Raw genomic sequence first — 23945 nt, forward strand, 5'->3', positions numbered from 1 at the left:
CCGCTGGCCGCAACGGGGGTCAGCGAGACGCGTCAGCGCGACGGATCCTCGTGCGCGCCGTCGTCCTCCTCCTCGTGCTCGGCGATGTCGCGGCCGAGGTCGTCCTCGATGAGGAGGTCGCGGCGCAGGGCGTCGGTGCGGTAGGCGGCGCGGCCGAGCATGTGCGCGGTCATCGGCTGGGTGAGCAGCTGGAACGTCATGATGAGCACGACCGTCGAGACCACGCCCCACGCCGGCACGCGCAGCGTGATCGCGAGCAGCACGACCGCGAGGCCGAGCACCTGCGGCTTGGTCGCCGCGTGCAGGCGGGTCAGCACGTCGGGGAAGCGCAGCGCGCCGACACCCGCGGCCATCGACAGGAACCCGCTCAGCAGGATGAGCGCCCCGATGCCGATCTCGGCGGGGGTCACGAGCGGTCCTCCTTCCCGATGAACCGTGCGATCGCGATCGACCCGACGATCGCGAAGAGCGCGAGGACGAGGAGCACGACCAGCGTGTCGGTGTGCCGGTTGATCGCCATCTCGGCGGCCAGCCCGCACATCGCGATCGCGAGGAGGACGTCGGTCGCGAGGGCGCGGTCGAGGATGGTGGGGCCGCGGATGATCCGGACGATCGCGGCGATCGCGCCGATGCCGAACATCACGCCGGCGAGGATGCCCATGACGGCCAGTGCGCTCATGCGTCGTCCTCCCGTTCGGCGATCTCCTCCGGCTCGGGGCGCGTGGCGTCGAGCTTCCGCCCGGTTGCCCGACGGTGCCGTCGCGCCGCGCGCACGGCCTCGGCCTGCTCGTGCGTGCCGATGGCGAGCACGATCCGCTCCTCCGTGCCGAGCACCTCGCGCCGCACGCGCTCGAGGTCGGCGGTGGTGCGGGTGCCGAGGGCGTGCAGGTAGAGCAGCCCGCGCTCCCGGTCGATGTCGACCACGACCGTGCCGGGCACGACCGTGATCGCCTCGGCCGTGAGCGTCGTCACCAGGTCGGAGCGCGTGAGGAGCTGCACCGCGATGATCGCATTCATCGGCGTCCACCCCGGCCAGATCGCGCGCGCCGCGACCTGCACCGATGCGACCGTCACGTCGAACATCATGCGGAGGCCGAGCAGCAGCCCGCGCCACGGGTTGAACCGGCCGCTGAGGAGCACGGGCGGCAGGTAGAGCATCCGCGTCACGGCGATCGCGAGGATCACGCCCGTGGTGACGGTGAGCACGTCGACGTGGTCCCAGAGGAAGATCCACAGTGCGACGAGGCCGATGAGCAGGGGCAGCTGCCGCCACACCGCCTGCCACCGGGTGAGGTCCTCGGGTCGGGTCGGCCGGGGCGGGGCCGGTGGGGCCGGCGAGGCGCCGGTGCCCGCGGCCGTCGTGGCCGGGTCGCTCGCGGCATCCGTCATCGCACACCCCCCGGGAAGACGATCGAGACGTACACGCTCGCGTCGCGCAGGTTCTCGGCCGCGCGGCTCGAGAGCTCGAACAGCGGACCCGCGAAGACCGTGAGGGCGAGGGTCAGCGCGACGAGCGCGGCGGTGGCCGCCAGCATGAGCACGGGCGTCGTGCGGGTCGCGACGACCGTGGCGCCCGCGGGGGCCTCCTGCACCGAGTCGATGAGTCGCGAGCGGTACCCCTCGAGCTCGGCCTTCGGTCGCCAGAACGCGAGGTTCCAGAAGCGCGCCAGCGCGTAGAGCGTCACGAGGGAGGTCGCGGCGCCGATCGCGACGACCGTCCAGATGAGCCAGTCGGGGCCCGGCGAGGAGGTGCCGAGGGTCTCGGTCGCGGGGGTTCCGCCCGCGGCATCCGCCCCCGAGACGAACAGGCCCACCTTGCCGAGGAAGCCGGAGAACGGCGGGATGCCGCCGAGGTTCATCGCCGGCACGAAGAACAGCACGGCGAGCATCGGCGACGCGCGCCGGAGCCCGCCGAGGCGCGTGATCGACGTCGACCCGCCGAAGCGCTCGATGAGGCCGGTCGTGAGGAAGAGCGTCGTCTGCACGCTGATGTGGTGGATGACGTAGTAGATCGTCGCGGCGAGGCCGGCGACGCTCGCGAGCCCGATGCCGAAGATCATGTAGCCGATGTGGCTCACGAGCGTGAACGAGAGCAGGCGCTTGATGTCGGCCTGCGTGAGCGCACCGAGGATGCCGACCGCGAGCGTGAGCCCGCCGATCACGAGGAACAGCGTCGACAGGTCGGACTCGGGGAAGAGCACCGTCTCGGTGCGGATGATCGCGTAGACGCCGACCTTCGTGAGCAGGCCCGCGAACACGGCCGTGACGGGGGCGGGGGCGGTCGGGTACGAGTCGGGCAGCCAGAACGACAGCGGGAAGACCGCGGCCTTGATGCCGAACGCGATGAGCAGGAGCAGGTGCAGGATCAGCTGGACGTCCTGCGGCAGCTCGGCCAGGCGCACCGACAGCTGCGCGATGTTCGCCGTGCCCGTCGCGCCGTACACGAGCGCGATCGCGCTGAGGAAGAACAGCGACGACACGAGGCTCACGATGATGTACGTCACGCCCGCCCGGATGCGCTCGCCCGTGCCGCCGAGCGTCAGCAGCACGTAGCTCGCCGACAGCAGGATCTCGAAGCCGACGTAGAGGTTGAAGAGGTCGCCCGCGATGAACGCGTTGAACACGCCCGCCGACAGGATCAGGTAGGTCGGGTGGAAGATCGAGACCGGCGTCTCGCGGTGCTGGTCGGCGATGCCCTGGCCGACGGCGTAGACGAGCACGCCGAGCAGCATCAGCGCCGAGATGATGATCATGATCGCCGACAGCCGGTCGACGACGAGCACGATGCCGAACGGCGGCGGCCACGCCCCCACGGCGACGGCGATGCCCGAGCCCGACGCATCGACCTGCGCGAGCAGCACCGCCGCGATCGCCGCGACCGCGGCGAGCACCGCCGTGCTCACCGCCATCTGCGCGCGCTGGCGGCGGCCGAGCATGAGCGCCACGGCCGCGCCGAGGAGCGGCAGCAGCACCATCAGGGGCACGAGCGCGTCGGTCATGCGCGACCCCCGTCCTCGTCGCTCGCGTCGAGGACGGCCTGCACCGCGCGGTCGTCCTCCTCGGAGCTGCGGTAGAGGTCGGCGGTCTCCTCGGCGTCTTCGGCCATCTCGTCCTCGTCGCCGATGAGATCGCCGCGCTCGCCGAGCTGCGCGAGCCACCAGCTGCGGTAGATGAGCGCGAGCATGAACGCGGTGATGCCGAGGTTGATCACGATCGCGGTGAGCACGAACGCCTGCGGCAGCGGGTCGGACATCGCCTCGGGGTCGACGCCGTCGCCGAGGATCGGGGCGAGCCCCGGCATCCCGCCCATGACGAACATGAACAGGTTCACGCCGTTGCCGACGAGCAGGAATCCGATGAGCACGCGCGTGAGGCTGCGCTCGAGCATGACGGTGATGCCGGTGCCGAAGAGCACCGCGGCGACGATCACGAGCGTGAGGGAGGCGGTCATGCGCGCACCTCCGCGGGGTCGGCCGGTACGGCGTCGGGGCCGGCCTCGTCGATCTGGCGGTCGATCTCGGCGCCGAGCGTGCGCAGGATGTCGAGTACGAGTCCGACGACCACGAGGTAGACGCCGATGTCGAAGAGGGTCGACGTGCCGATCGACAGGGTGCCGAGCACGGGCACGTCGGTCTCGAACCACGACGACTCGAACACGGTGAGGCCGAAGACGAGCGAGGATGCCGCGGTGCCGGCGGCCACGAAGAGGCCCGTGCCGAGCAGCACGCCGGCGTCGACGGGAGCGGCCTCGCCGAGTTCGTAGCGACCGCCGGCGAGGTAGCGCGCGACGAGGGCGAGCCCGGCGAGGAGCCCGCCCGCGAAGCCGCCGCCGGGCGCGTTGTGGCCGACGAACAGGAGGAACACCGAGACCACGATGGCCGGGTGGAAGAGGAGCCGCACGAGCACCTCGATGAGGATCGAGCGGTTGCGCGGCGACAGGGTGCGGCCGGCGATGAGCCAGGTCTGGCGGGTCGCGGCGGCCTCGGCGGCGGCGTCGGTCTCGTGCTCGACCTCGGCGAGCCGGCGGCGTGCCGCGCGCATGCTGTCGGCGGGCTCGGGCACCGGGCGGAGGCGGCGGCGCCGGTCGACGTCCCCGAGGCGCGGCGCACCGCCCTGGCGGCCCGAGACGAAGATGAGGCTCGCCACGCCCGTCGCGACCGCGACGAGCACCGAGATCTCGCCGAGCGTGTCCCAGGCGCGGATGTCGACGAGCAGCGCGTTCACGAGGTTCTTCGCGTGCGCCTCCTCGGCGAGGGCGGGCAGTCCTCCGGCGATGGTCGGCTGCACGCGCGACCCGAGTGCGACCACGCCGACGACGGCCATGACGATGCCGGCGAGGGCGCCGAGCACGATGCGCAGCGGCGCCCGGACGACCGCGCGACGCACCGTCACCTGTCGCGGAAGGCGCCGGAGGACGAGCACGACGACGACGATCGTGATCGTCTCGACGAGCGCCTGCGTGAGCGCGAGGTCGGGCGCGCCGCCCATGCCGAAGACCAGCACCATGCCGTAGCCGGTCGCTCCCACGAGCAGCACGGCCGTCAGGCGCTGGCGCACGACGACGGCCGCCGAGGCGGCGACGATCATGGCGAGACCGATCACGGGCTGCGCCCAGCCGTCGGCGAGGCGGATGCCCGTGGGCCACGTGCCGTTCGCCGCGGCCGCGCCGCCGAGGCCGAGGATGAACACCGCGACGATCACGGCGAGGTAGCCGGGAAGGCCGCCGGACTGGATGAGCGTGGTGACCCGCGCCGCCCCGCGGTCGACCGCGCCGACGAGGCGGATGTATCCGCGCCCGGCGTCGATCGTGTCGGGCACCGCGGCCTGCGCGTGGGCGACGGCCTCGCGCTGCCAGACGAGCAGCGTGCCGACGCCGAAGACGAGCGCCGAGATCGCGAGCGCCGGCTCGAGGCCGTGCCAGAGCCCGAGGTGGTACTCGGTCGGTCCGGGCAGGGCGGTCGCGTACGCGTCGAGCAGGGGCTCCACGAGCGGGAGCGCGAACGCGGTCGCGAGCGAGGCGGCGGCGAGGACGCCGGGCGCGAGCGACATCATGGCGGGTTCGCGGTGCAGCGGCGTCGGCTCGGAATCGCGGCGCGAGCCGAACGCACCCCACACGAACCGCGCGCTGTAGGCGAAGGTGAGCATCGAGCCCAGCACGGCCGCCGCGAGCGCGACCCACGCCCAGGTCGCGTCGGGCCCGCCGGCGGCGCCGGCCTCGAGCTGCGCCGTGAACACCGCCTCCTTCGCCACGAAGCCGAGCAGCGGCGGCAGGCCCGCCATGGAGGCGGCCGCGATCGTCGCGAACGCCGCGAGCCATGGCATCCGTCGCGCGAGTCCCGAGAGCTTCCGCTTGTCGCGCGTGCCCGCGGCGTGGTCGACGATGCCGACCGTGAGGAACAGCGCCGCCTTGAAGAGCGCGTGCGCGAGCAGCAGCGCGGTGCCGGCGAGGGCCGCATCGCGCGTGCCCTGGCCGACCACGAGGATCAGGAACCCGAGCTGGCTCACGGTGCCGTAGGCGAGCAGCAGCTTGAGGTCGGTCTGCCGGAGTGCTCGCCATCCGCCCACCAGCATCGTGAACCCGCCGATGCCGATGACGATCGGATGCCACACCGCGAGCTCCGCGTAGCCGGGCGCGAGCACGGCGACGAGGTACACGCCCGCCTTCACCATCGCGGCCGCGTGCAGGTAGGCCGACACGGGCGTCGGGGCCGCCATCGCGGCCGGGAGCCAGAAGTGGAACGGCACGAGCGCGCTCTTCGAGATCGCGCCGACGAGGACCAGCGCGACGCCGACCTCGGCCGCTGCGCCGGTGACCGGGTCGGCGACGAGCTCGGCGAGCGAGGTGGTGCCGCCCGCGACCGTGAGGATCACGAGGCCGACGAGCATCGCGAGGCCGCCGAACGTGGTGACCGTGAGCGCCTGCAGCGCGGCGCCGCGCGCCTCGCGCTTGGCCGCGTCGTGGCCGATCAGGAGGTACGAGAGCACGCTCGTGGCCTCCCAGAACGTGAACAGCACGAACACGTCGTCGGAGGTGACGAGGCCGAGCATGACGCCCGCGAATCCGAGCAGCAGGGCCGCGAAGCGGCCGAGCGACGGTTCGTCGTCGCGGAAGTACCAGGTGCAGTAGAGCAGCACGAGCGCGCCGATGCCGGTGACGATCAGCGCGAGCAGGAGCGAGAGGGGATCGAGCCGGAACGAGAGCGCGATGTCGAGCGCGCGGATCCACTCGATGCGCTCGGTCACGACCTCGCCGCCCGCCACGGCCGGCACGAACGTCAGCAGCCAGGCGAACACGACGGTCGGCACGAGCGCGATGACCGGGAAGATGCGGCGACCCATCACCCCTGCGGCGAACGGCGTGACCAGGGCCACCGCGGCGAACGCCAGCAGGGAGAGGATCATCCGTGCTCCCCCCGCGTGCGTCTCGACCGTCCGTCCAGTCTAGGCGAGCCGCAGGACGGGCCCCGGCCCGGGGCCGCGCCTCGACGGGGTGCGCACGGCGGGCGGATGCCTCGTCGCGACGGGGCTGCGAGGATGGGGCGCATGCCGATCCTCATCGACCCGGTCGAGCTCGCCGCGCGCCTCGACGCCGAGCGCGACGAACCCTCCGGCTCGCCCCGCACGCGGGTGCTCGACGTCCGATGGACGCTCGCCGAGCCCGACGGCAGCGGCGCATACCGCACGGGGCATGTTCCCGGGGCCGTGTACGTCGACCTCGACACGGAGCTCGCCGACCATTCCGCGGCGGGGGAGGGGCGGCATCCGCTCCCCACCGAGGCGGCGTTCGAGCGCGCGATGCGACGCTGGGGCCTTCGCGACGGCGACGCGGCGGTCGTCGTCGACGACGCGGCCGGGATGTCCGCGGCCCGCGCCTGGTGGCTCCTCCGGCACGCGGGGTTCGGCGACGTCCGGATCCTCGACGGCGGACTCGGCGCCTGGCGCGCGGCCGGCCTGCCCCTCGAGCAGGGCGACGTCGTGCCGCAGCCGGGCGACGCGAGCGCGCACTTCGGCGCGATGCCCGTGATCGACCTCGACGAGGCCGACGCGCTCGGTGCGGCCGACCGCGGCGTGCTGCTCGACGCGCGCGCCGGCGAGCGCTACCGCGGCGAGGTGGAGCCGATCGACCCCAGGGCCGGGCACATCCCCGGCGCCGTCTCGGCGCCGACGGCCGGGAACCTCGACGCAGACGGGCGGTTCCGTCCGGCCGACGCGCTCCGCGCGCGGTTCGCGGCGCTCGGCGTCGACGCCGAGCACCCGGTCGCGGCCTACTGCGGGTCGGGCGTCACCGCCGCGCACGCGGTCGCCGCACTCGAGATCGCGGGCGTCGAGGCGGCGCTGTACCCGGGGTCGTTCAGCCAGTGGTCGAACCACGCCGAGCGGCCGGTCGCGCTCGGGGCGTCGCCCGACGGCGAGGACGGCCGACCCTAGCCCGCAGCGGGCTCGGGCTCCGCCGTCTCCGGCCGGTGGCCGATCCCGATGAGCGTCGTGATGTCGACGGATGCGACGTCGCGCTCGCCGACCGCCGCGAGGTACCGCTCGCGCACGCCGTCGACCGCCTCGTCGTCGAGGTCGCCGAGCATCGCGCGCATCCCGGTCCCGACCACGAGCGCCCACGCCACGTCCGGCGTGAGCTCGAGATGCCGGGGCACGGCCTCCGCACGCACGTCGACGAGCCCCCGCTCGGCGAGCCAGTGCGCGAACCCGCCCGCGGTGCCGGCGCCCGGCATCACCGGACCGTCGTCCTCGTCGAAGGCCGGAACGCGCGGGTCCTCCGCGGGCAGCGCCGACGCGAGCAGTTCGGGCAGCGGCTCGAACGCGCCATCCGCCCAGACCGTCACGGCGACCCGCCCGCCCGGGCGGGCGCACTGCACGAGGTGCTCGAGGCCCGCGGCGACGTCGTCGAAGAAGAACACGCCCAGGACGCACTGCACGACGTCGTAGCCCGTGTACGGCCAGGTCGTCGCGTCGGCCTCGTGGACCCGCAGCCACGGCATGTGCGCGCCCGCGCGCTCGCGGAGGGTCGTGAGCATCGCCTCGGAGCGGTCGACCGCATCGACCAGCCCGCCCGGCCCGACGAGCTCGGCGGTCGGCAGGGCCGACGCGCCCGCGCCGGCGCACGCGTCGAGCACGCGCTCGTCGAATCGCGGCGCGGCGCGCAGCACCGTCGCTCGCGAGATCGGATCCCACAGCACCTCGTCGAGCTCCGTGAACGTCGGCGCCGCGTCCGTGAACACGGCCGCGACGTCGGGCTCCGCCCCTGCTTCCCCCATGTGCACATTGTGACCCGCACCGGCGCTTTCGTGAAGACTCAGGGAATCGAGACATCCGGCATGCAGACTTGTGGTTCACGTCTGCTTTCGAATCTGAAACGAGTACCCCTCCATGAATCGTGCCCTGCGTCGTGGCGCGCCCATCGCACTCGCCTCCGTGACCGCCCTGCTCCTGGCCGGATGCGCCGCCGGCGGCGAGACGCCCGAGCCCACGTCGACGGATGCCGCGGCCGCGTGCCTCGAGGTCGAGGCCGGCGAGCAGAGCGACGCCATCGAGGTCTCGGGCGACTTCGGCGGCACCCCGACGGCGACCTTCGAGGCGCCGCTCGAGGCCGAGGAGCTCCAGCGGACGATCGTGACCGAGGGCGACGGAGACCCGACCGCTCCCGGCGACCAGGTCAGCGCCCAGGTGACCGCGTTCTCGGGCAGCACCGGCGAGCAGCTCTTCTCGCAGCCGGCGACCCTCGAGCTCGTCGAGGGCACCCTGTACGACGGCTTCCGCGCAGGCGCCGACTGCGTGCCGGTCGGATCGCGCGTCGTCACCGTCGCACCCGCGTCGTCGATCTACGGCGACGAGGGCAACGAGGGCATCGGCGTCGCGCCGGGCGAGACGCTCGTGATCGTGACCGACGTGCAGGAGCTCGTCGAGCTGCCCGTGCCCGGCGAATGGACCGAGGACGTCCCGACCGTCGAGTACGACGCCGACGGCGCCCCGACCGTGACGATCCCCGACGCCGAGCCGTCCGACGAGCTGCTCGTGGCGGTCCTGGAGGAGGGCGACGGCGACGTGGTCACCGAGAACGACACCGTCACCGTCGACTACCAGGGCGTCGTGTGGGAGACCGGCGAGGTCTTCGACCAGAGCTTCGGCAACACGCCCGTGCCGTTCTCGATCTCGGGCGTCATCCCCGGCTTCGGCGCGGCGCTCGTCGGCCAGCCGGTCGGCACGAAGCTGCTCGTCACCATCCCGCCGGCCCTCGGCTACGGCGAGGAGGAGTCCTCGAACGGCCTCGGCGGCCAGACCCTTGTGTTCTACGTCGAGATCACGGAGACCCGCACCGGCGACTGATCCGGACCGCACGCGCCGCGCCCGCGGCATCCCCCATCGAGGGCGGATGCCGCGGGCGTCGTCGTTCTCCGACCCGGCGTGCCGCGCCGCGCCGTGCCCCTTCTGGCGCGTGGAGCGGGCGGGCCGGCGACGCCCGGGAATGCCCAGATCAGCGCGCGTGTTGTACCTGTATCCGGCACCCCTATGGCCGGACGGAATGGAGGACGAGTGGGCATCAGCTACGTCGAGTTCGAAGACGATGCCGGCATCCTGCGCCGCTACCGCAAGCACGTGAACGGTCGCGGGCTCGTGGCGACGACCGCGAAGGTGGATGCGACGGCGTTCGTCGACCCGACCGCATACGTCGATCCGGGCGCGGAGGTGCAGCGGGGCGCGACCCTGTCGCACGGCGCCTGGGTGGAACAGGACGCGATCGTCGCGGAGAACGCGACGATCGGCGTGAACGCGCGCGTCGGCCGCGGAGCCGTCGTCGGTCGCTTCGCCGTCGTCGGGCCCTACGCGGCCGTCGGTGCCGGCGCCCGCGTGCAGAACGGTGCGCGCGTGCCGCGCGAGGCGACCGTCCCCGAGGGCGCCGAGCACCGCGCCTCGGGCGACGACCTGCGCCGCCTCGGCCTCGCGGCCTGAACCGCACCGCAGCAACGGATGCCCCGGGCGCACGCCCGGGGCATCGTCGTGTCCGGCCGTCCCGACGGATCCGCGCGAACGCGACTCGCACCTTCGGCGGATGACGCGGCGCGCGCATCCTGCGAGGATCGGGGGCATGGCGAACGCACGCGAGCCCAGGCATCCGTCGACCGCCCCGGACTGGTGGAAGTCCGCCGTGGTCTACCAGGTGTACCCGCGCAGCTTCCAGGATTCCGACGGTGACGGGATCGGCGACCTCCGCGGCATCCTGCAGCGGCTCGACCACCTCGAACGCCTCGGCGTCGACGTGGTCTGGCTCTCGCCGATCCACCGCTCGCCGCAGGCCGACAACGGGTACGACATCAGCGACTACCGCGACATCGACCCGCCGTTCGGCACGCTGGAGGACTTCGACGCGCTGGTCGCGGCGATGCACGAGCGCGGCATCCGGCTCGTCATGGACCTCGTCGTGAACCACACCTCCGACGAGCACCCGTGGTTCGTCGAGTCGCGCTCGAGCCGCGAGAACCCCAAGCGCGACTGGTACTGGTGGCGCCCGCCCCGCGAGGGCACGCACGGCGGCGACCCCGGCGCCGAGCCGACCAACTGGGAGTCGTTCTTCTCGGGCCCGACCTGGGAGTGGGACGAAGCGACCGGCGAGTACTACCTGCACCTCTTCGACGTCAAGCAGCCCGACCTCAACTGGGAGAACCCCGAGGTGCGGCAGGCGGTCTACGAGATGATGCGCTGGTGGCTCGACCGCGGCGTCGACGGCTTCCGCATGGACGTGATCAACCTCATCTCGAAGCATCCGCACCTGCCCGACGGCCCGGTGCGCTCGGGTCGGCGCTACGGCGACGGCGGCGCGGCGTACACGAACGGGCCGCGCCTGCACGAGTTCATGCAGGAGATGCACCGCGAGGTGTTCGCCGGGCGCGAGGGCCTCATCACGGTCGGCGAGACGCCAGGCGTGACGATCGACGAGGCGATCCTCTTCACCGACCCGGCCAGACGCGAGGTCGACATGGTGTTCCAGTTCGAGCACGTCGGCCTCGACCACGGCGCGACGAAGTTCCACCCGCGCACCCTCGCGCCCGGAGAGCTCGCCGCGTCGCTCGCGAAGTGGCAGGAGGGGCTCGCCGACCGCGGCTGGAACAGCCTCTACCTCGAGAACCACGACCAGCCGCGTTCGGTGAGCCGCTTCGGCGACGCCGAGGCGCACTGGTACTCGTCGGCGACGGCGCTCGCGACCATGCTGCACCTGCAGCGCGGCACGCCGTACGTCTACCAGGGGCAGGAACTCGGCATGACGAACGCGCCGTTCGGCACGCTCGACGAGTACCGCGACGTCGAGTCGCTGAATGCGTACGCCGAGGCCGTCGCGAGCGGCACCGCCGTCGCCGCCGCGCTCGACGGGCTCAGCCTCATGAGCCGCGACCACGCCCGCACCCCGGTGCAGTGGGATGCGACGCCCAACGCGGGCTTCACGACCGGGATCCCGTGGCTCGCGGTGAACCCGAACCATGCGACCATCAACGCGGCTGCGCAGGTCGGCGACCCGGGCTCGGTCTTCGAGTACCACCGGCAGCTCATCGCACTGCGCCACGAACGACCCGTGGTCGCCCACGGGTCGTTCGAGCGGGTGGATGCCGGGCACCCGGCGATCTTCGCGTTCGAGCGCGTGCTCGACGAGGACCGGCTGCTGGTCGTGGTGAACCTCTCCTCGGCCGAGCACGACCCGGTCTTCGGGTCCGCGGTCGCGGACCGGTGGCGGGATTCGCTGCCGGTGCTCACCAACACGCTGCCCGACGCGCCCGGCGCGTTCGACGCGCCGCTCGGGCCGTGGGAGGCGCGGGTCAGCTCGCTCGGCTGACCCGCGCCCGCGCGCGCGTCAGCCGCGCGGAGCCGGGGCGCCGCCGCCCGTGCCCCCGCCGGGGCCGCCCATGCCCGACACCTGCTCGCCGGCGACGCCCGAGCCGACGGTCGAGCCGTTCGCCGTGACCGTGTAGGTCTCGCCGTTGACGAGGTCGGCGTTCGAGACCGCGAGCGAGCCGACGGACTTCGCGGCCGTGTAGGTCGCGACGACCGTGCCATCCGAGGCCACGACCTGGAGCTCGGTGCCCGCGGCCACCTGCTGCGAGAACGCGACGAGCACCGACGCCTGCGCGGCATCCGCCGAGGGCGCGACGGCCATGCCCGACGAGCCGCCCGCGACGAGCGTGCCGCCCGTGATGTCGAAGCCGCCGTCGACGTCGAGCGCGCCGTTGCCCTGGCCGGTCGGGCCGTTCACGACCACGTCGCCGCCCGACATCGCGATGGTGCCGTTCGAATCGAGGCCGTCGCCCTCGGCGTCGACCACGAGCTCACCGCCCGAGATCTCGAGCGAACTGCCGGCGTTGACGCCGTCATCCGACGCCGTCACGGAGGTGTCGCCGCCCGCGATCGCGATGGCGTCGGCCTCGAGCGCCTCGTAGGAGGTCGTCACGTCGAGCGTGCCCCCCGAGACCGTCAGCGCGACCTCGGCGTGCACGCCGTCGTCGCCGGTCGCGAGCGTGATCGAGCCGTTCGCGAGGTGGGCCGTGTTGTCGGTGTGGATGGCGTCGTCGGCCGCGTCGACCGCGACCTCGCCGCCGTCGACGATCACCGAAACGGCGCCCTTGACGCCCTTGGTCGAGGTGTCCTCCGAGACGGACGAGCCCGCGCCGCCGCCCGCGGTGACGTCGAGCGTGCCGCCCCAGATCACGACGTCGGTCGCCGCGTCGAGGCCGTCCCCGCCGGCGTCGACCGTGACGGTGCCGCCCGCGATCGCGATGTAACCGCGGTCGGCCTCCTCGGCGTTGTCGGCCTTCAGCCCGTCGCCGCCGGCGGTGACCGTGACGGTGCCGCCCTCGATCACGACCTCGTCCTTGCCTCGGATGCCGTCGTCGACCGCGTCGACGGTGATCTCGCCGCCGGAGACGAGCAGGCCGTCCTTCGACGCGATGCCGTCGTTGCCGTTGCCCTGCACGGTCAGCGAACCGCTGCCGGCGATCTCGAGATCGGCCGAGCTGAACAGCGCGGCGTTCACGTCGGCGTCCTCGGCGTAGCTCGACGTGTCGGCGAGCGTGTTCTCGCTGCCGTCGGCGAGCACGACCTGCGCGCGGTCGGCGTTCACGATCGCGAGGGCCGCGGTCGAGTCGCTCGTGATGTCGACGCCGTCGAGGATGATGCGCACGAGTCCCTCGTCGGCGGTGTCGACCACGACCTGGCCGGCCAGTTCGCCGCTCAGGCGGTAGGTGCCGGCGGCCGTGATCGTCACGGTGTCGCCGTCGACGCTCACGCCGGTGGCGTCGGCGCCGTCGGCGACGGTCGCGGTGGTGCCGTCGAGCGAGATCGCGACCTCGTCGGCGGTGTCCCACGTGTCGTCGCCGTCCTCGCCGGGCGGGTCCTCGTTCTCGGCCATGGCCTCGGCGGCGGTGACGCCGGGGTCGACGGATGCCGTGGCCGCGAGCGACACGGTCGAGTCGCCGCTCGACGAGCCGTCGTCGGTGGCCGCGGTGTTCGTGGCGGTGCAGCCGGCGAACACGAGCGTGCCCGCGAGCACGATCGGCGCGACGCGTGCGGCGGCGAGCCAAGGGCGGCGGGCGGTCGCGGCGCGCGGGGCGGCGGTGTCGTCGGCGGGTGCGGAGGCGGAACGGGGGAAGCGGAAGGGGGTCATGGTGCGGTCCTTTCAAGAGGGGTCGAAGCGGTGCGGAAGTGGCGGTCGAGGACCCGCGTCCAGCGGTTGGCGGGCAGGTCGGGGCGGATGGCGGCGAGCCCCGTGGCGTACTTCGAGACGCGCGTCGGGCGGTGGCCCGCCGACCAGAGCAGTCGGTCGACGGCGCCCGCCTGCGAGCCGGACTTCGTCTCGACGATCGCCGAGCCGGGGGTGCGGAGCACCCGGCCGAACCGGCCGTCGACGCCGCGATCGATCCAGGCGAGGTCGACGTCGATCGTGGCGCGGCTCGCGGGCCGGCCAGGCTCCGCCGGGAGCAGCAGCGTCGCGCGCCGGTACGAGGTCGTGAGCACGGGGTCGAGGCTCGCCCGGCCGAGTTCGCCGATGCCGGCCTCGGCGAGCACATGGTCGGCGTACGCACGGGCCTCGCCCGAGAGCGCGTCGGTCGCCGCCGGGTCGACCGCGATGCGGTCCTTGACCGTGAGCGCCCGCCCGCCGCGCGTCTTCACCTCGAGGAAGCTCGCCTCCGACTCGACGTAGGAACGCGTGCGGATCTTGAAGCGACGGCGGCGCGCGTGCGCCGCGAGGCGGAAGCTCGTGAGCTCGGGGGTGTCGAAGTACACCGACTCGTACGCGCTCGCCCGGGTGCCGTCGAGGTCGAGCACGCGGACGCCGTCGGGCAGGCGCTCGAGGATCCCCGGCAGCGCCCCGATCGGGAGCATGTACTTGCGGTCGATGCGGGTCTGCAGCTCAGCCTCGGCGTTCAGGCCCTCGAGGTCGATGCCCTCGACCGAGTCGAGCAGCGCCAGCGGCGCCGGGGTGGCGGATGCCGCGTGCCGCGCGGTCATCGCCCCGCGCCCTCGTACTGGGCCGCGCCCTCGAACCGGGCCGTGCGGGCGTCGACCTCGACCGGGACGCCGGCGCGGTCGGCCTCGAGCGGCTGCGCGGGACGCCGTGCCGCGGCATCCGCTCGGTTCGACCGGGGCGCGTCGAAGCGCACCGTCACGGTCGTCGAGTCGTTCACGAGGTCGAGCTCGTCGACGCGCGCCGAGCGGATCCGGGCGCCGAGCAGCACGCCGAGGTGGTCGCGCAGCTCGCGCTCGTCTGCGAAGGCCCGGTCGAGCACGAGCACCTGCTGGCGCGCGCGACGGAACAGCGCCGGGTGGTCGCCGACGACGAGCACCGCGAGCACGAGGGCCATGAGCCCGATGGTCAGCCAGCCGAAGCCGCTGCCCAGCCCGCCGAGGAGCCCGATCGCGAGCGCGGCGAAGTAGTACGCGACCTCGTGCTGCTCGATCTCGCTCGAACGCAGCCGGATGATCGAGAGGACGCCGAAGAGGCCGAGGCCGAGCCCCGCGCCGATCGTGCTCGATCCGAGCACGAGCGACACCGCCAGCACCCCGACGTTGACCGTGAGGTACGCGACCACGAGGTCGCGTCGCCGGTGGCGGGGGAAGTACAGGGCGAAGGTGAGCAGCGCGACCGCGACGAGGTCGGCGGCGATGAGGAGGGTCTGGTCCATGTGGGGGCTCCGAACGTGTGTTGGGAGTACCCATGAAGCCGGATGCCCCGTTCCGGATCCTGTGGCGAACCGATGACCTTCCTATGAGCGTCGTGCGGGTCGGCTGGAAGCCGACGAGGCGTCCCGGCCGAGCCGGGACGCCTCGTGCGAACGAGCGGGGGATCAGTCGTCGTCGGCGCCCTCCGCGTCGTCGTCCTCGACGGACACGACGTCGAACGCCTCGTCGAGCGAGATCTCGACGTAGCTGCCGGAGTCGAGCTTCACGTCGACCTCGTAGGCCACGCCCGGGTCGTCCTCGCGCTCGGCGTCGACCACCTCGCCGCCGCCGGCCTCGGCGAGGGCCGCGTCCGTCGCCTGCTCGAGGTCCTGCCCGGTGAGCTGCTCGTCCGTCTCGGACTCCTGCGTCGAGCCCGCCGGCTCCTCCGTCTCGAAGCCGTCGGTCGCGGCGTACGCGATCGCGGTGCCGCCCAGGGCGAGCACTCCGGCCGCCGCAGCGGACGTGATCCAGATGGTGCGCTTCTTCATGGTCCTGCCTCCAGTTCATCGGTTCGCGACCAGACTGGCGAGCGGGCGCTGAAGCCAGCCTGAAGCGCCCTGAACGCGATTTCAGCGAGCGCGTCAGCGAGCGGATGCCGCGGCCGGCAGTTCGACGCGCAGTCGCGCGCCGCCCGACGGGGCGTCCTCGATGCGCACCTCGCCGCCGTGCGCGCGCGCGACCTCGCGGACGATCGACAGCCCGAGGCCGCTGCCGCCCGTGGCGCGCGCCCGTGCGTCGTCGAGCCGGACGAACCGGTCGAACACGCGGTCGCGGTCGGCGGCCGGGATGCCGTCGCCGTCGTCGTCGACCGTGACCACGGCGCCGCCGTCGGCGGGTGCCACCGCGAGCGCGATCCCGGCGCGCGCGTGCCGTGCCGCGTTGTCGACGAGGTTGCGGGTGAGCTGCGCGAGCAGCGCGGCGTCGCCCCGCACCCGGGTCGCCCGCACGCCGGACGTGTCGACCGCGATCGCGCCGGCGCCGCGGATCCGAGCGGCTTCGACGAGCAGCAGGTCGTCGAGGTCGACGTCGACACGGTCGAGGCGCAGCGCACCCTCGTCGGCCCGGGCGAGTACGAGCATGCCCTGCACGAGTCGTTCGAGGCGTGCGCCCTCCTCGAGCACGACCTCGCCGAGCTCGCGCTCGTCGACCCGTTCGGGGTGGGCGCGGGCGAGCTCGGCGTACTGGCGCAGGGTGGCCAAGGGCGACTTGAGCTCGTGCGACGCATCCGAGATGAACCGTCGCTGCGTCGTCTGCGCCGACTCGAGTCGGCCGAGCATGCCGTTCAGGGTGTGCGCGAGCCGTGCGATCTCGTCGCCGGTGGCCGGTTCGTCGAGCCGGTCGGCGAGCGTGGTCGCGGTGACGGCATCGACCTGGCGGCGCATGCGCTCGACGGGTGCGAGTGCGCGGCCGACGACGATCCAGGTCGTGAGTGCGACGAGGGTGACGAGCAGGGGCACCGAGACGGCGAGCAGTGAGGCGACCGTGCCGAGCGTCTCGTCGACGGGCTCGGTGCTGCGACCCACGACCGCGGCGATCTCGCTGCCGTCCGCCGCGTCGGCGTCCTCGCGTGCGATCACGTACGTCTCGTCGTCGACGCGGACCGCGGCGCCGTCGCGGAGGTCGGCCGCCGTCCGCGGTGCGTCCTCGCTCGCGGCGACGATCGCCCCATCGGCCCCGACGACCAGCACGATGCGGTCGTCGTCGAGTTCGCCGAGGTCGCCGAGCGACGCCGTGCCGGCCGCCTCGACCTGCGACGCCAGGGCGGCCGCATCCTGCTCGGCCGACGCCCGAACGCCCTCGAGGAGCGACGCACGCAGCACGAACCAGAAGACCACCGCCCCGAGCACGAGGGCGGCGGCGACGACGGATGCCGCGGCGAGCGTGATGCGCCGGCGGATCCCCGTGCGGCGCCGGGGGCGCGAGCCCGTGGCATCCGCTCGGCCCTGCACCTCACCCACCGTCGACCGCCAGCCGGTACCCGGCGCCGCGCAGCGTCTGGATGCCCTCGCGCCCGAACGGACGGTCGACCTTGTTGCGCAGGTGCCGGACGTACACCTCCACGATGTTCGGGTCGCCGTCGAAGTCGAAGTCCCACACGCCCTCGAGGATCTCGCGCTTGGCGACGACCTCGCCCGCGCGGCGCATGAGGAACTCCAGCACCGCGAACTCGCGCGCGGTGAGCTCGACCGCGGTGTCGCCGCGTCGCACCGCGCGCGTGGCGGGGTCGAGCTCGAGGTCGCCCGCCGAGAGCACCGCGGGGCGCGGCGCCGCGCCCCGCCGGATCAGCGCGCGCACCCGGGCCACGAGCACGGCGAACGAGAAGGGCTTGGTGAGGTAGTCGTCGGCGCCGGTGTCGAGTGCCTCGACCTGGTCCCATTCGCCGTCCTTCGCGGTGAGCATGAGCACGGGCGTCCAGTCGTCGGCGTCGCGCAGCGCGCGGCATACGAGGTAGCCGTTGAGGCCGGGCAGCATGATGTCGAGCAGGATCGCCGCGTACCGGTTCTCGCGCGCGAGCCAGAGCCCGTCGGTGCCGTTCGCCGCGACGTCGACCGCGAAGCCCTCGGCCTCGAGCCCGCGCTTCAGGCCCTCGGCGAGGCGAGACTCGTCCTCGACCACCAGCAGCCGCATCGATCACCGTCCTCCGTCGCGCCCATCCTCGCCGACGCGCGCTGAAGCGTCGCTGAAGCGCGCCTGCCGGATGGATCCGATCACCAAGTGAGGTTTCTGCGTCCGAGTGCGTTCCGTGAACCTTCTCAGACCCGGAAACCTCACTTCGATGCGGTGGGGTGCGCTGCCGTGCGCCGCGCGGACCTACGCGGCGATGCGCTCGGCGAGCAGCTCGAGCGTGCGCACGCGGCCGGGCGCGGCATCCGCCGGCTCGTCGGCACGCGCGCCCGCGATCGGCGCGACCATGACCTCGTCGATGCTGTGGCGCTCGGCGAGGGCCCGAACGGCGGATGCCGCGACATCCGCCTCGCCGATGACCCAGCGCGTGCGCATGCGCGAGATCACGTCCTCGGCGTCGGAGTCGCGCGGTGCGGCCTGCGCCTCCTCGATCGTCTCGAGCGGGCGCATCGGGCGGTTCAGGCGCAGGCGCGCCATCGCGCGCAACTGGGGGAGTGCGCGGGCCTCGGCCTCGTCGACCGTGTCGGCGACGACCGCGTTCAGCGTGAGGATCGTCTGCGGCGACGGATGGCGCTCGCTCGGCCGATAGCCGGAGCGGTAGAGCTCGAGCGCGCGCTCGAGGCCCTCGCCCGAGAAGTGGTTGGCGAACACGTAGGGCAGCCCCAGCTCGGCGGCGAGCTTCGCCGAGTAGTCGGAGCTGCCGAGCAGCCACAGCTCGGGCACCGCGGTCGCCGCGGGCGTCGCCTGGATCGCGTACTCGCGTCCGCTCGTCAGGCGCAGCGTCGCACCGTCGGGCGAGAGGAGGCTCTGGATGTCGGCGACGTGGTCGGGGAACCGGTCGACGTCGGCCGTCGGGCCGCTGATCCGCAGAAGCTGCGTGATCACGGGATCGCTGCCGGGCGCGCGACCGATGCCGAGGTCGATGCGGCCCGGCGCGAGCGCCTCGAGCGCCGCGAACTGCTCGGCCACGACGAGCGGGGCGTGGTTCGGCAGCATCACGCCGCCCGAGCCGACCCGGATGCGCTCCGTGCGCGCGGCCGTCGCCGCGATGAGCACCGGCGGCGTCGTCGACGCGACCGAGGGCATGTTGTGGTGCTCGGCGAACCAGTACCGGGTGAAGCCGAGCCGGTCGGCGGCCTGCGCGAGGGTGACGGATGCCGCGACGGCGTCGGCCGACGACTGGCCGCTCCGCACGGGGATGAGATCGAGGACCGAGAGGCGTGGCGAGAGAGACATCCCAAGCTGCAACCGGGCGCGCGGGCGGGCTATTCCGGGCGGCCGGGCGGGACGCCGGACCTCGCCGGAAGCGCGGGATAACCCTGAGCTGATCGGCGGGATCCTCCTGATCCCCGAGGGACTCCGGGCCCGTTGGATGGAACTCGTCGTGAGCGCCCCCGGTCATCCGGGCGGCCGTCGGACCTGGCCTGGACGGCCGCCGCCCGGCCCGCGACCATACCCCGTGAAAGGACCACCAGTGAACCCGCTTGCCTCCGAGACCGTCGCGGCCGAGACCGCGGCGGCCACCGACACCACCACCACGACCGGCTCGGCCGCTCCCGCCGCTCCCGCCCTGTCGCTCCGCGAGTCGTTCGCGCTCCTCGCCGAGCGCCTCGACGGCCGGCTCTCGCTGCCGGGCGAGCCCGGCTACGACGCCGACCGCCTCGCGTGGAACCTCGCCGTCGACCAGCGCCCCGCGGCGGTCGTCGTCGCGGCATCCGTCGCCGACGTCGCCCGCACCGTCCGCGCCGCACGCGAACTCGGGCTCGCGGTCGCCCCGCAGGCCACCGGCCACAACGCCGGACCCCTCGTCGAGGGCCACGGCCTCGCCGACGCGATCCTTCTCCGCACGCACGAGCTGCGCGCCGTCGAGATCCGCCCGACGCAGCGCCTCGCGCGCGTCGAGCCGGGCGTGCTCTGGGGCGACGTCGTCGCCGCGGCCGCACCGCACGGCCTCGCCGCGCTCGCCGGCTCCTCGCACGACGTCGGCGTCGTCGGCTACACGCTCGGCGGTGGCGTCTCGTTCCTCGGACGCGCGCACGGCCTGGCCGCCAACCACGTCACGGCGGTCGAGCTGGTGACCGCCGACGGCGAGTTCCGTCGGGTCGACGCGCAGCACGACCCCGAGCTGTTCTGGGCCGTGCGCGGCGGCGGCGGCGACTTCGGCGTCGTGACGGCGCTCGAGTTCGGGCTCTTCGAGATCGACCAGGTCGTCGCGGGCGCGCTGTTCTTCCCGATCGAGCGCACCGAGGAGGTGCTGCAGGCGTGGGCCGAATGGACGCGCTCGGTGCCCGACACGGTCACGTCGGTCGGCCGCGTGCTCCGCTTCCCGCCGATGCCCGAACTGCCGCCGTTCCTCTCCGGGCAGTCGTTCGTGCTCGTCGAGGCCGTCGTCCAGGAGTCGCCCGAGCGCGCCGACGCGCTGCTCGCGCCGCTGCGCGCACTCGGTCCCGCGATGGACAGCGTGCACCCGCAGTCGCCCGCCGAGCTGCTGCAGCTGCACATGGACCCGCCCGGCCCGACCCCGGGACACGGCGACGGCATGATGCTCGCCGACCTGCCCGCCGAGGCCGTGCGCGCGTTCGTCGCCGCGGTCGGCCCCGACGCCGACACCGCGCTGCTGTCCGCAGAGATCCGCCACCTCGGCGGGGCGTTCGCGCCGTCGGCGGCGCTCGAGGTCGCCGCCGATCGCGGGCTGCCGCTCCCCGGCGCCGTCGGCGGACTGGAGGCCGAGTACCTCGTCTACGGCGTCGGCATCGCCGTGCCCGAGACGATCGAGGCCGTCGTCGCCTCGCTCGGCCGGCTGCTCTCCCGCATCGAACCCTGGCGCGCCTCGGTCGAGTACCTGAACTTCGTCGAGCGGCAGACGACGGGTTCGCGGTTCTTCGGCGACGACGGCCGCCTCGCGCGGCTGCGCGCGATCAAGCAGGTCGTCGACCCCACGGGCGTCATCCGCTCGAACCACCCGGTCGGCCGCTGAGCGACCGACGCATCCGACGGGCCCGGCCATCCTGCCGGGCCCGTTCGGTGTGCCGGCCTCCGCCCGATGGACGAATGGGTCTGTCGGTTCCGCGCCGAGGTTCCTAGGCTGGGGGACACGCGACGACGTCGTCGCCGGACCTGGGGGAGGGACGTATGACGGTTCACCACGAACTGCCCACCACGACCGATTTCGCGACACTGGCGGGTGAGCACCACCCCGCGATCACGATCTACGCGGCCACGTCGCCCGTGGTCAGCGAGCGCGAGCGCTCCGAGGTCGCAGTGAAGAGCGCGTTCGACGAGGCCATCGACCGGGTCCGCACCGACGGTGCCGAGGCGACCGAGGTCGACGCCCTCAAGGCCGGCCGCGACGCCGTGCTCGCCGACCGCTCGATCTGGGCGGGGCTCTCGCGTTCGCTCGCGATCTTCGTCGCGCCGGGCTTCACCGACGTGTACGTGCTGCCGAACCGCCTCGACGACGCGGTCCACGTGGGCTCGCACTTCGTGCTCGGGCAGCTGCTCCGGGCGCCCAGCCAAGACCAGGAGGCCTTCGCGGTCACGCTGTCCTCCAACGAGTGGGCGCTCTGGCACGCGCTCCCCACCGCCCGTGCCGAGCAGATGCCGCTCGACCCCGAACTGCCGCGCAACCTCGACGACGCCGCGAACCGCGAAGCCGGCGAGGGCCTCCGACGCCGCGGCGGCGGGCACGGCGACCGCGGCACGAACGAGGGCGACCGCCGCCCGGAGATCCACGACATCTACGCCAAGCGCGTCGCCGACGCCGTCTGGCGCGAGCTCCAGGAGCACGACCCGGATGCGAAGGTGCCGCTGTTCGTCTTCGCGGCCGAGCCGCTGCTCAGCTCGTTCCTCGACCGGGCGCACAACGGGCGCCGCGTGGTCGGCGTCCAGGGCGGTCCCGACCGGCTCGGCGCCGCCGAGATCGACGGCGAGCTCCGCCAGCAGCTCGCCCAGCTCAACGTGAACGAGGCCAAGAGCGCGCTCACGGGCCTCGCCGACGGCAGTGCCGGGCGCGTCGAGCGCGACCTCGCGGCGATCGGGCGACTCGCCGCCGACGGCGCCGTGGAGCGGCTCTGGTTCGACTTCACGACCTCGGTCAACGGCACCCTCGACCACGAGTCGGGTGCGATCGAGTTCGCGACCGACCACGGCAACGGCGACGCCCTCTCCGACGGCCGACACGCCGGCGACCTCCTCCCCCAGCTCGCGATGCTCGTCATCGCGCGCGGCGGCAAGGTGGTCACGGTGCGCGGCGACGACCTCGAACACGCGGTCTGGACGGGACCCGCGATGGCGGAACTGCGCTTCGCGCTCGCCTGATCGGGCTCCGGCGCCGGTCGAGACGGCCGGCGCCGGCGGCTCCGCCGTCATGGGCGGCGGGCTGCGGAGGCGGCGAGCCCGCGTCAGAGCGCGAACGCGCGCGCCGGAGGGTGAGCGTGCGTCAGACGGCGAGCGCGAACCGCGGGGTGAACCCCGCGAACCGGTCGCGCAGGGCGTCGACCGCCCGCCGCGCGGCATCCGTCATCGCATGCGCGCCGACCGGCAGCGCATGACCCGCGACGCCCGCGCGTCGACGCGTGGTCGCGCGCGCGCCCGCGCCGAACGAGTCGTCGGCCTCGAGGACCGGCAGCACGACGGCGGGCTGGCACTCGAGGTGCACCTCGACCTCGTGCGTGCGCTCGTCCTCGATGATCGCCTCGAACGGCACGCGGACCGCGCGGAACCGCCCACGACGACGCGGCGGGGCCGACTTCAGGCCGATGGCGAGGCGTCCGGCCGGCGTTCCGCCGAACGGCGTGCGCGCCACCGCGACGACGTCGACGCGCCACAGTTCGCTCGGGCACGTCGCGACACCCGAGAGGTGGATGACGCGGATGCCGCCGCTCGTGACCGCGACGGCGGCGAGGTCGTCGACGAGGACATGCGCGTGATCGATCGTGTGGGCCATGTTCGCCGACGGTACGGATGTCAAGGCCGGCCGACATCAGTGCTGACGCTGAGATCGCGACCGTAGGCTGGCCCGATGCGATTCGGATTCTTCGTTCCCCAGGGCTGGCGTCACGACCTCGTCGGCATCGAGCCGGCCGACCACTGGTCGACCATGCACGGCCTCGCCGCGTTCGCGGACCGCGACGGATCGCCGTGGGAGTCGATCTGGGTCTACGACCACTTCCACACCGTGCCCGTGCCGAGCGAAGCCGAGGCGACCCACGAGGCGTGGTCGCTCATGGCGGCGTACGCCGCCTCGACGTCGCGCGTGCGACTCGGGCAGATGTGCACCTGCGTCGCGTACCGCAACCCGGCGTACCTCGCGAAGGTCGCCGCGACCGTCGACGTCATCTCGGGCGGCCGGGTGGAGATGGGCATCGGCGCCGGATGGTACGAGCACGAGTGGCGCGCGTACGGGTACGGGTTCCCGCACGCGCCCGAGCGGCTCCGGATGCTGCGCGAGGGCGTCGAGGTCATGCACCAGGCGTGGACCACGGGCCGGGCCACGCTCGACGGGGAGTTCACGCAGGTGGACGGTGCGATCGTGCAGCCCCAGCCGCTGCAGAAGGGCGGGATCCCGATGTGGGTCGCCGGGGGCGGCGAGAAGGTGACGCTGAAGATCGCGGCGAAGTACGCCGCGTACACGAACTTCTACGGCAGCCCCGAGGAGTTCAGCCACAAGAGCGAGGTGCTGCGCGGCCACACCGATCGCCTCGGCCGCGACTTCGGCTCGATCGTCCGCAGCGCGAACTTCAACACGGTCATCGGCGAGACCGAGGCCGACGTGGAGCGGCGGCTCGAGGCGATCGAGGCGCGCGTGGCCGGCTCGGCCGGCCCGAAGGTCGCGGAGAAGTTCATCCACGACTTCCAGTCCGACGCGGCGATCGCGGTCGGCACCCCCGAGCAGGTCGTCGAGAAGCTGCTCGACATGCGTGCGCGCGGCCTCGGCTACGCCATCCACTACTTCCCGGAGGCGGCGTGCGACCGCTCGGGTCTCGAGCTCTACGAGCGCGAGGTCATGCCGGCCCTCGCCTGAGCGCCTCGGCGCTTCGGGTCGGCGCGCGTCGGCGCGCAACGACGAACGGTCGCAGATGACGGGTGCGAACCGCCATCTGCGA

The 23945-nt window shown here is 73.4% G+C and carries 22 protein-coding genes; 7 read left to right on the forward strand and 15 right to left on the reverse strand.

The window, feature by feature from the left end; translation table 11 throughout:
• Positions 1 to 32: 32 nt before the first annotated feature.
• From mnhG to GJ743_RS05035, 6 genes are read right to left on the reverse strand one after another with little or no spacing between them, the layout of a single operon-like run.
• Positions 33 to 410, reverse strand: coding sequence for a monovalent cation/H(+) antiporter subunit G (gene mnhG / locus GJ743_RS05010; RefSeq protein ID WP_328288811.1), 378 nt, complete (start codon positions 408 to 410; stop codon positions 33 to 35).
• Positions 407 to 679: a monovalent cation/H+ antiporter complex subunit F gene (locus GJ743_RS05015; protein WP_230386514.1), complete on the reverse strand. Its 273-nt coding sequence runs from the start codon at positions 677 to 679 to the stop codon at positions 407 to 409. Before GJ743_RS05015 ends, mnhG begins: the two co-directional genes overlap by 4 nt.
• Positions 676 to 1389 (reverse strand): Na+/H+ antiporter subunit E, encoded by a 714-nt coding sequence (locus GJ743_RS05020; protein WP_155050828.1) that lies wholly within the window; start codon positions 1387 to 1389, stop codon positions 676 to 678. Before GJ743_RS05020 ends, GJ743_RS05015 begins: the two co-directional genes overlap by 4 nt.
• Positions 1386 to 2999, reverse strand: coding sequence for a Na+/H+ antiporter subunit D (locus GJ743_RS05025; RefSeq protein WP_155050829.1), 1614 nt, complete (start codon positions 2997 to 2999; stop codon positions 1386 to 1388). The genes GJ743_RS05020 and GJ743_RS05025 overlap by 4 nt, the downstream gene beginning before the upstream one ends.
• Positions 2996 to 3451 carry an NADH-quinone oxidoreductase subunit K gene (locus tag GJ743_RS05030; RefSeq protein ID WP_155050830.1) on the reverse strand — a complete coding sequence of 152 codons (456 nt, stop codon included), beginning with the start codon at positions 3449 to 3451 and terminating at the stop codon, positions 2996 to 2998. The genes GJ743_RS05025 and GJ743_RS05030 overlap by 4 nt, the downstream gene beginning before the upstream one ends.
• Complete coding sequence (locus tag GJ743_RS05035; RefSeq protein ID WP_155050831.1) at positions 3448 to 6402, reverse strand: Na+/H+ antiporter subunit A; 2955 nt, start codon at positions 6400 to 6402, stop codon at positions 3448 to 3450. Before GJ743_RS05035 ends, GJ743_RS05030 begins: the two co-directional genes overlap by 4 nt.
• Before the next feature lie 141 nt (positions 6403 to 6543).
• Between GJ743_RS05035 and GJ743_RS05040 the strand changes: the two genes are divergently transcribed.
• A complete protein-coding gene (locus GJ743_RS05040) occupies positions 6544 to 7428 on the forward strand; it encodes a sulfurtransferase (RefSeq protein WP_155050832.1) in 885 nt (294 codons plus the stop codon).
• On the opposite strand, the gene GJ743_RS05045 is transcribed toward GJ743_RS05040, so the two are convergent.
• Entirely contained in the window at positions 7425 to 8270 is an 846-nt protein-coding gene (locus tag GJ743_RS05045; protein ID WP_155050833.1) for a methyltransferase domain-containing protein, read from the reverse strand. The two genes, GJ743_RS05040 and GJ743_RS05045, sit on opposite strands and share 4 nt — an antisense overlap.
• Positions 8271 to 8382: 112 nt before the next feature.
• Here GJ743_RS05045 and GJ743_RS05050 point away from each other — a divergent pair, with 112 nt between their 5' ends.
• From GJ743_RS05050 to GJ743_RS05060, 3 genes are all read left to right on the forward strand, one after another.
• Complete coding sequence (locus GJ743_RS05050) at positions 8383 to 9339, forward strand: FKBP-type peptidyl-prolyl cis-trans isomerase (RefSeq protein ID WP_155050834.1); 957 nt, start codon at positions 8383 to 8385, stop codon at positions 9337 to 9339.
• 207 nt (positions 9340 to 9546) lie between these two features.
• Positions 9547 to 9963 (forward strand): transferase, encoded by a 417-nt coding sequence (locus GJ743_RS05055; protein WP_196216924.1) that lies wholly within the window; start codon positions 9547 to 9549, stop codon positions 9961 to 9963.
• A gap of 136 nt (positions 9964 to 10099) precedes the next feature.
• Positions 10100 to 11836, forward strand: a complete 1737-nt coding sequence (locus tag GJ743_RS05060; protein ID WP_155050836.1) for an alpha-glucosidase — start codon at positions 10100 to 10102, stop codon at positions 11834 to 11836.
• Between the two features lie 18 nt (positions 11837 to 11854).
• Here GJ743_RS05060 and GJ743_RS05065 read toward each other — a convergent pair whose 3' ends face one another.
• From GJ743_RS05065 to GJ743_RS05095, 7 genes are all read right to left on the reverse strand, one after another.
• Positions 11855 to 13660: a carbohydrate-binding domain-containing protein gene (locus tag GJ743_RS05065; protein WP_155050837.1), complete on the reverse strand. Its 1806-nt coding sequence runs from the start codon at positions 13658 to 13660 to the stop codon at positions 11855 to 11857.
• A complete protein-coding gene (locus GJ743_RS05070) occupies positions 13657 to 14505 on the reverse strand; it encodes a polyphosphate polymerase domain-containing protein (RefSeq protein ID WP_155050838.1) in 849 nt (282 codons plus the stop codon). The genes GJ743_RS05065 and GJ743_RS05070 overlap by 4 nt, the downstream gene beginning before the upstream one ends.
• Positions 14502 to 15179 (reverse strand): DUF4956 domain-containing protein, encoded by a 678-nt coding sequence (locus tag GJ743_RS05075; protein ID WP_155050839.1) that lies wholly within the window; start codon positions 15177 to 15179, stop codon positions 14502 to 14504. Before GJ743_RS05075 ends, GJ743_RS05070 begins: the two co-directional genes overlap by 4 nt.
• Positions 15180 to 15341: 162 nt before the next feature.
• On the reverse strand, positions 15342 to 15704 hold the full coding sequence (locus tag GJ743_RS05080; protein WP_155050840.1) for a PepSY domain-containing protein: 363 nt from the start codon (positions 15702 to 15704) through the stop codon (positions 15342 to 15344).
• A 93-nt stretch (positions 15705 to 15797) separates the two neighbouring features.
• The gene (locus tag GJ743_RS20105; protein ID WP_328288812.1) at positions 15798 to 17174 is read right to left on the reverse strand and encodes a sensor histidine kinase; all 1377 of its coding nucleotides are present in this window, start codon (positions 17172 to 17174) and stop codon (positions 15798 to 15800) included.
• Complete coding sequence (locus GJ743_RS05090) at positions 17167 to 17844, reverse strand: response regulator transcription factor (RefSeq protein WP_155050841.1); 678 nt, start codon at positions 17842 to 17844, stop codon at positions 17167 to 17169. Before GJ743_RS05090 ends, GJ743_RS20105 begins: the two co-directional genes overlap by 8 nt.
• A gap of 183 nt (positions 17845 to 18027) precedes the next feature.
• Complete coding sequence (locus GJ743_RS05095) at positions 18028 to 19077, reverse strand: LLM class flavin-dependent oxidoreductase (RefSeq protein WP_155050842.1); 1050 nt, start codon at positions 19075 to 19077, stop codon at positions 18028 to 18030.
• A gap of 238 nt (positions 19078 to 19315) precedes the next feature.
• On the opposite strand from GJ743_RS05095, the gene GJ743_RS05100 reads away from it, so the two are divergent.
• On the forward strand, positions 19316 to 20818 hold the full coding sequence (locus tag GJ743_RS05100) for an FAD-binding oxidoreductase (RefSeq protein WP_328288813.1): 1503 nt from the start codon (positions 19316 to 19318) through the stop codon (positions 20816 to 20818).
• A 155-nt stretch (positions 20819 to 20973) separates the two neighbouring features.
• Positions 20974 to 22158 (forward strand): hypothetical protein, encoded by a 1185-nt coding sequence (locus GJ743_RS05105; protein ID WP_155050844.1) that lies wholly within the window; start codon positions 20974 to 20976, stop codon positions 22156 to 22158.
• A gap of 121 nt (positions 22159 to 22279) precedes the next feature.
• Here the strand turns inward: GJ743_RS05105 and GJ743_RS05110 are convergent, their stop codons facing one another.
• Entirely contained in the window at positions 22280 to 22786 is a 507-nt protein-coding gene (locus GJ743_RS05110; protein WP_155050845.1) for a hypothetical protein, read from the reverse strand.
• A gap of 75 nt (positions 22787 to 22861) precedes the next feature.
• Here GJ743_RS05110 and GJ743_RS05115 point away from each other — a divergent pair, with 75 nt between their 5' ends.
• Positions 22862 to 23863, forward strand: coding sequence for an LLM class F420-dependent oxidoreductase (locus GJ743_RS05115; RefSeq protein ID WP_155050846.1), 1002 nt, complete (start codon positions 22862 to 22864; stop codon positions 23861 to 23863).
• Positions 23864 to 23945: the final 82 nt, after the last annotated feature.

The organism is Agromyces bracchium (genome assembly GCF_009709675.1).
GTDB classification, from domain to species: Bacteria; Actinomycetota; Actinomycetes; order Actinomycetales; family Microbacteriaceae; genus Agromyces; species Agromyces bracchium.

Excerpts from the sequence above, each read along its gene's own strand:
- GJ743_RS05115 (WP_155050846.1), top strand. The coding sequence starts at position 22,862 with ATGCGATTCGGATTCTTCGTTCCCCAGGGCTGGCGTCACGACCTCGTC.
- GJ743_RS05090 (WP_155050841.1), bottom strand. The coding sequence starts at position 17,844 with ATGCGGCTGCTGGTGGTCGAGGACGAGTCTCGCCTCGCCGAGGGCCTG.
- GJ743_RS05065 (WP_155050837.1), bottom strand. The coding sequence starts at position 13,660 with ATGACCCCCTTCCGCTTCCCCCGTTCCGCCTCCGCACCCGCCGACGAC.
- GJ743_RS05050 (WP_155050834.1), top strand. The coding sequence starts at position 8,383 with ATGAATCGTGCCCTGCGTCGTGGCGCGCCCATCGCACTCGCCTCCGTG.
- GJ743_RS05030 (WP_155050830.1), bottom strand. The coding sequence starts at position 3,451 with ATGACCGCCTCCCTCACGCTCGTGATCGTCGCCGCGGTGCTCTTCGGC.
- GJ743_RS05040 (WP_155050832.1), top strand. The coding sequence starts at position 6,544 with ATGCCGATCCTCATCGACCCGGTCGAGCTCGCCGCGCGCCTCGACGCC.
- GJ743_RS05080 (WP_155050840.1), bottom strand. The coding sequence starts at position 15,704 with ATGAAGAAGCGCACCATCTGGATCACGTCCGCTGCGGCGGCCGGAGTG.
- GJ743_RS05060 (WP_155050836.1), top strand. The coding sequence starts at position 10,100 with ATGGCGAACGCACGCGAGCCCAGGCATCCGTCGACCGCCCCGGACTGG.
- GJ743_RS05095 (WP_155050842.1), bottom strand. The coding sequence starts at position 19,077 with ATGTCTCTCTCGCCACGCCTCTCGGTCCTCGATCTCATCCCCGTGCGG.
- GJ743_RS05075 (WP_155050839.1), bottom strand. The coding sequence starts at position 15,179 with ATGGACCAGACCCTCCTCATCGCCGCCGACCTCGTCGCGGTCGCGCTG.
- GJ743_RS05035 (WP_155050831.1), bottom strand. The coding sequence starts at position 6,402 with ATGATCCTCTCCCTGCTGGCGTTCGCCGCGGTGGCCCTGGTCACGCCG.
- GJ743_RS05110 (WP_155050845.1), bottom strand. The coding sequence starts at position 22,786 with ATGGCCCACACGATCGATCACGCGCATGTCCTCGTCGACGACCTCGCC.
- GJ743_RS05070 (WP_155050838.1), bottom strand. The coding sequence starts at position 14,505 with ATGACCGCGCGGCACGCGGCATCCGCCACCCCGGCGCCGCTGGCGCTG.
- GJ743_RS05015 (WP_230386514.1), bottom strand. The coding sequence starts at position 679 with ATGAGCGCACTGGCCGTCATGGGCATCCTCGCCGGCGTGATGTTCGGC.
- GJ743_RS05045 (WP_155050833.1), bottom strand. The coding sequence starts at position 8,270 with ATGGGGGAAGCAGGGGCGGAGCCCGACGTCGCGGCCGTGTTCACGGAC.
- GJ743_RS05105 (WP_155050844.1), top strand. The coding sequence starts at position 20,974 with ATGACGGTTCACCACGAACTGCCCACCACGACCGATTTCGCGACACTG.
- GJ743_RS05020 (WP_155050828.1), bottom strand. The coding sequence starts at position 1,389 with ATGACGGATGCCGCGAGCGACCCGGCCACGACGGCCGCGGGCACCGGC.
- GJ743_RS05025 (WP_155050829.1), bottom strand. The coding sequence starts at position 2,999 with ATGACCGACGCGCTCGTGCCCCTGATGGTGCTGCTGCCGCTCCTCGGC.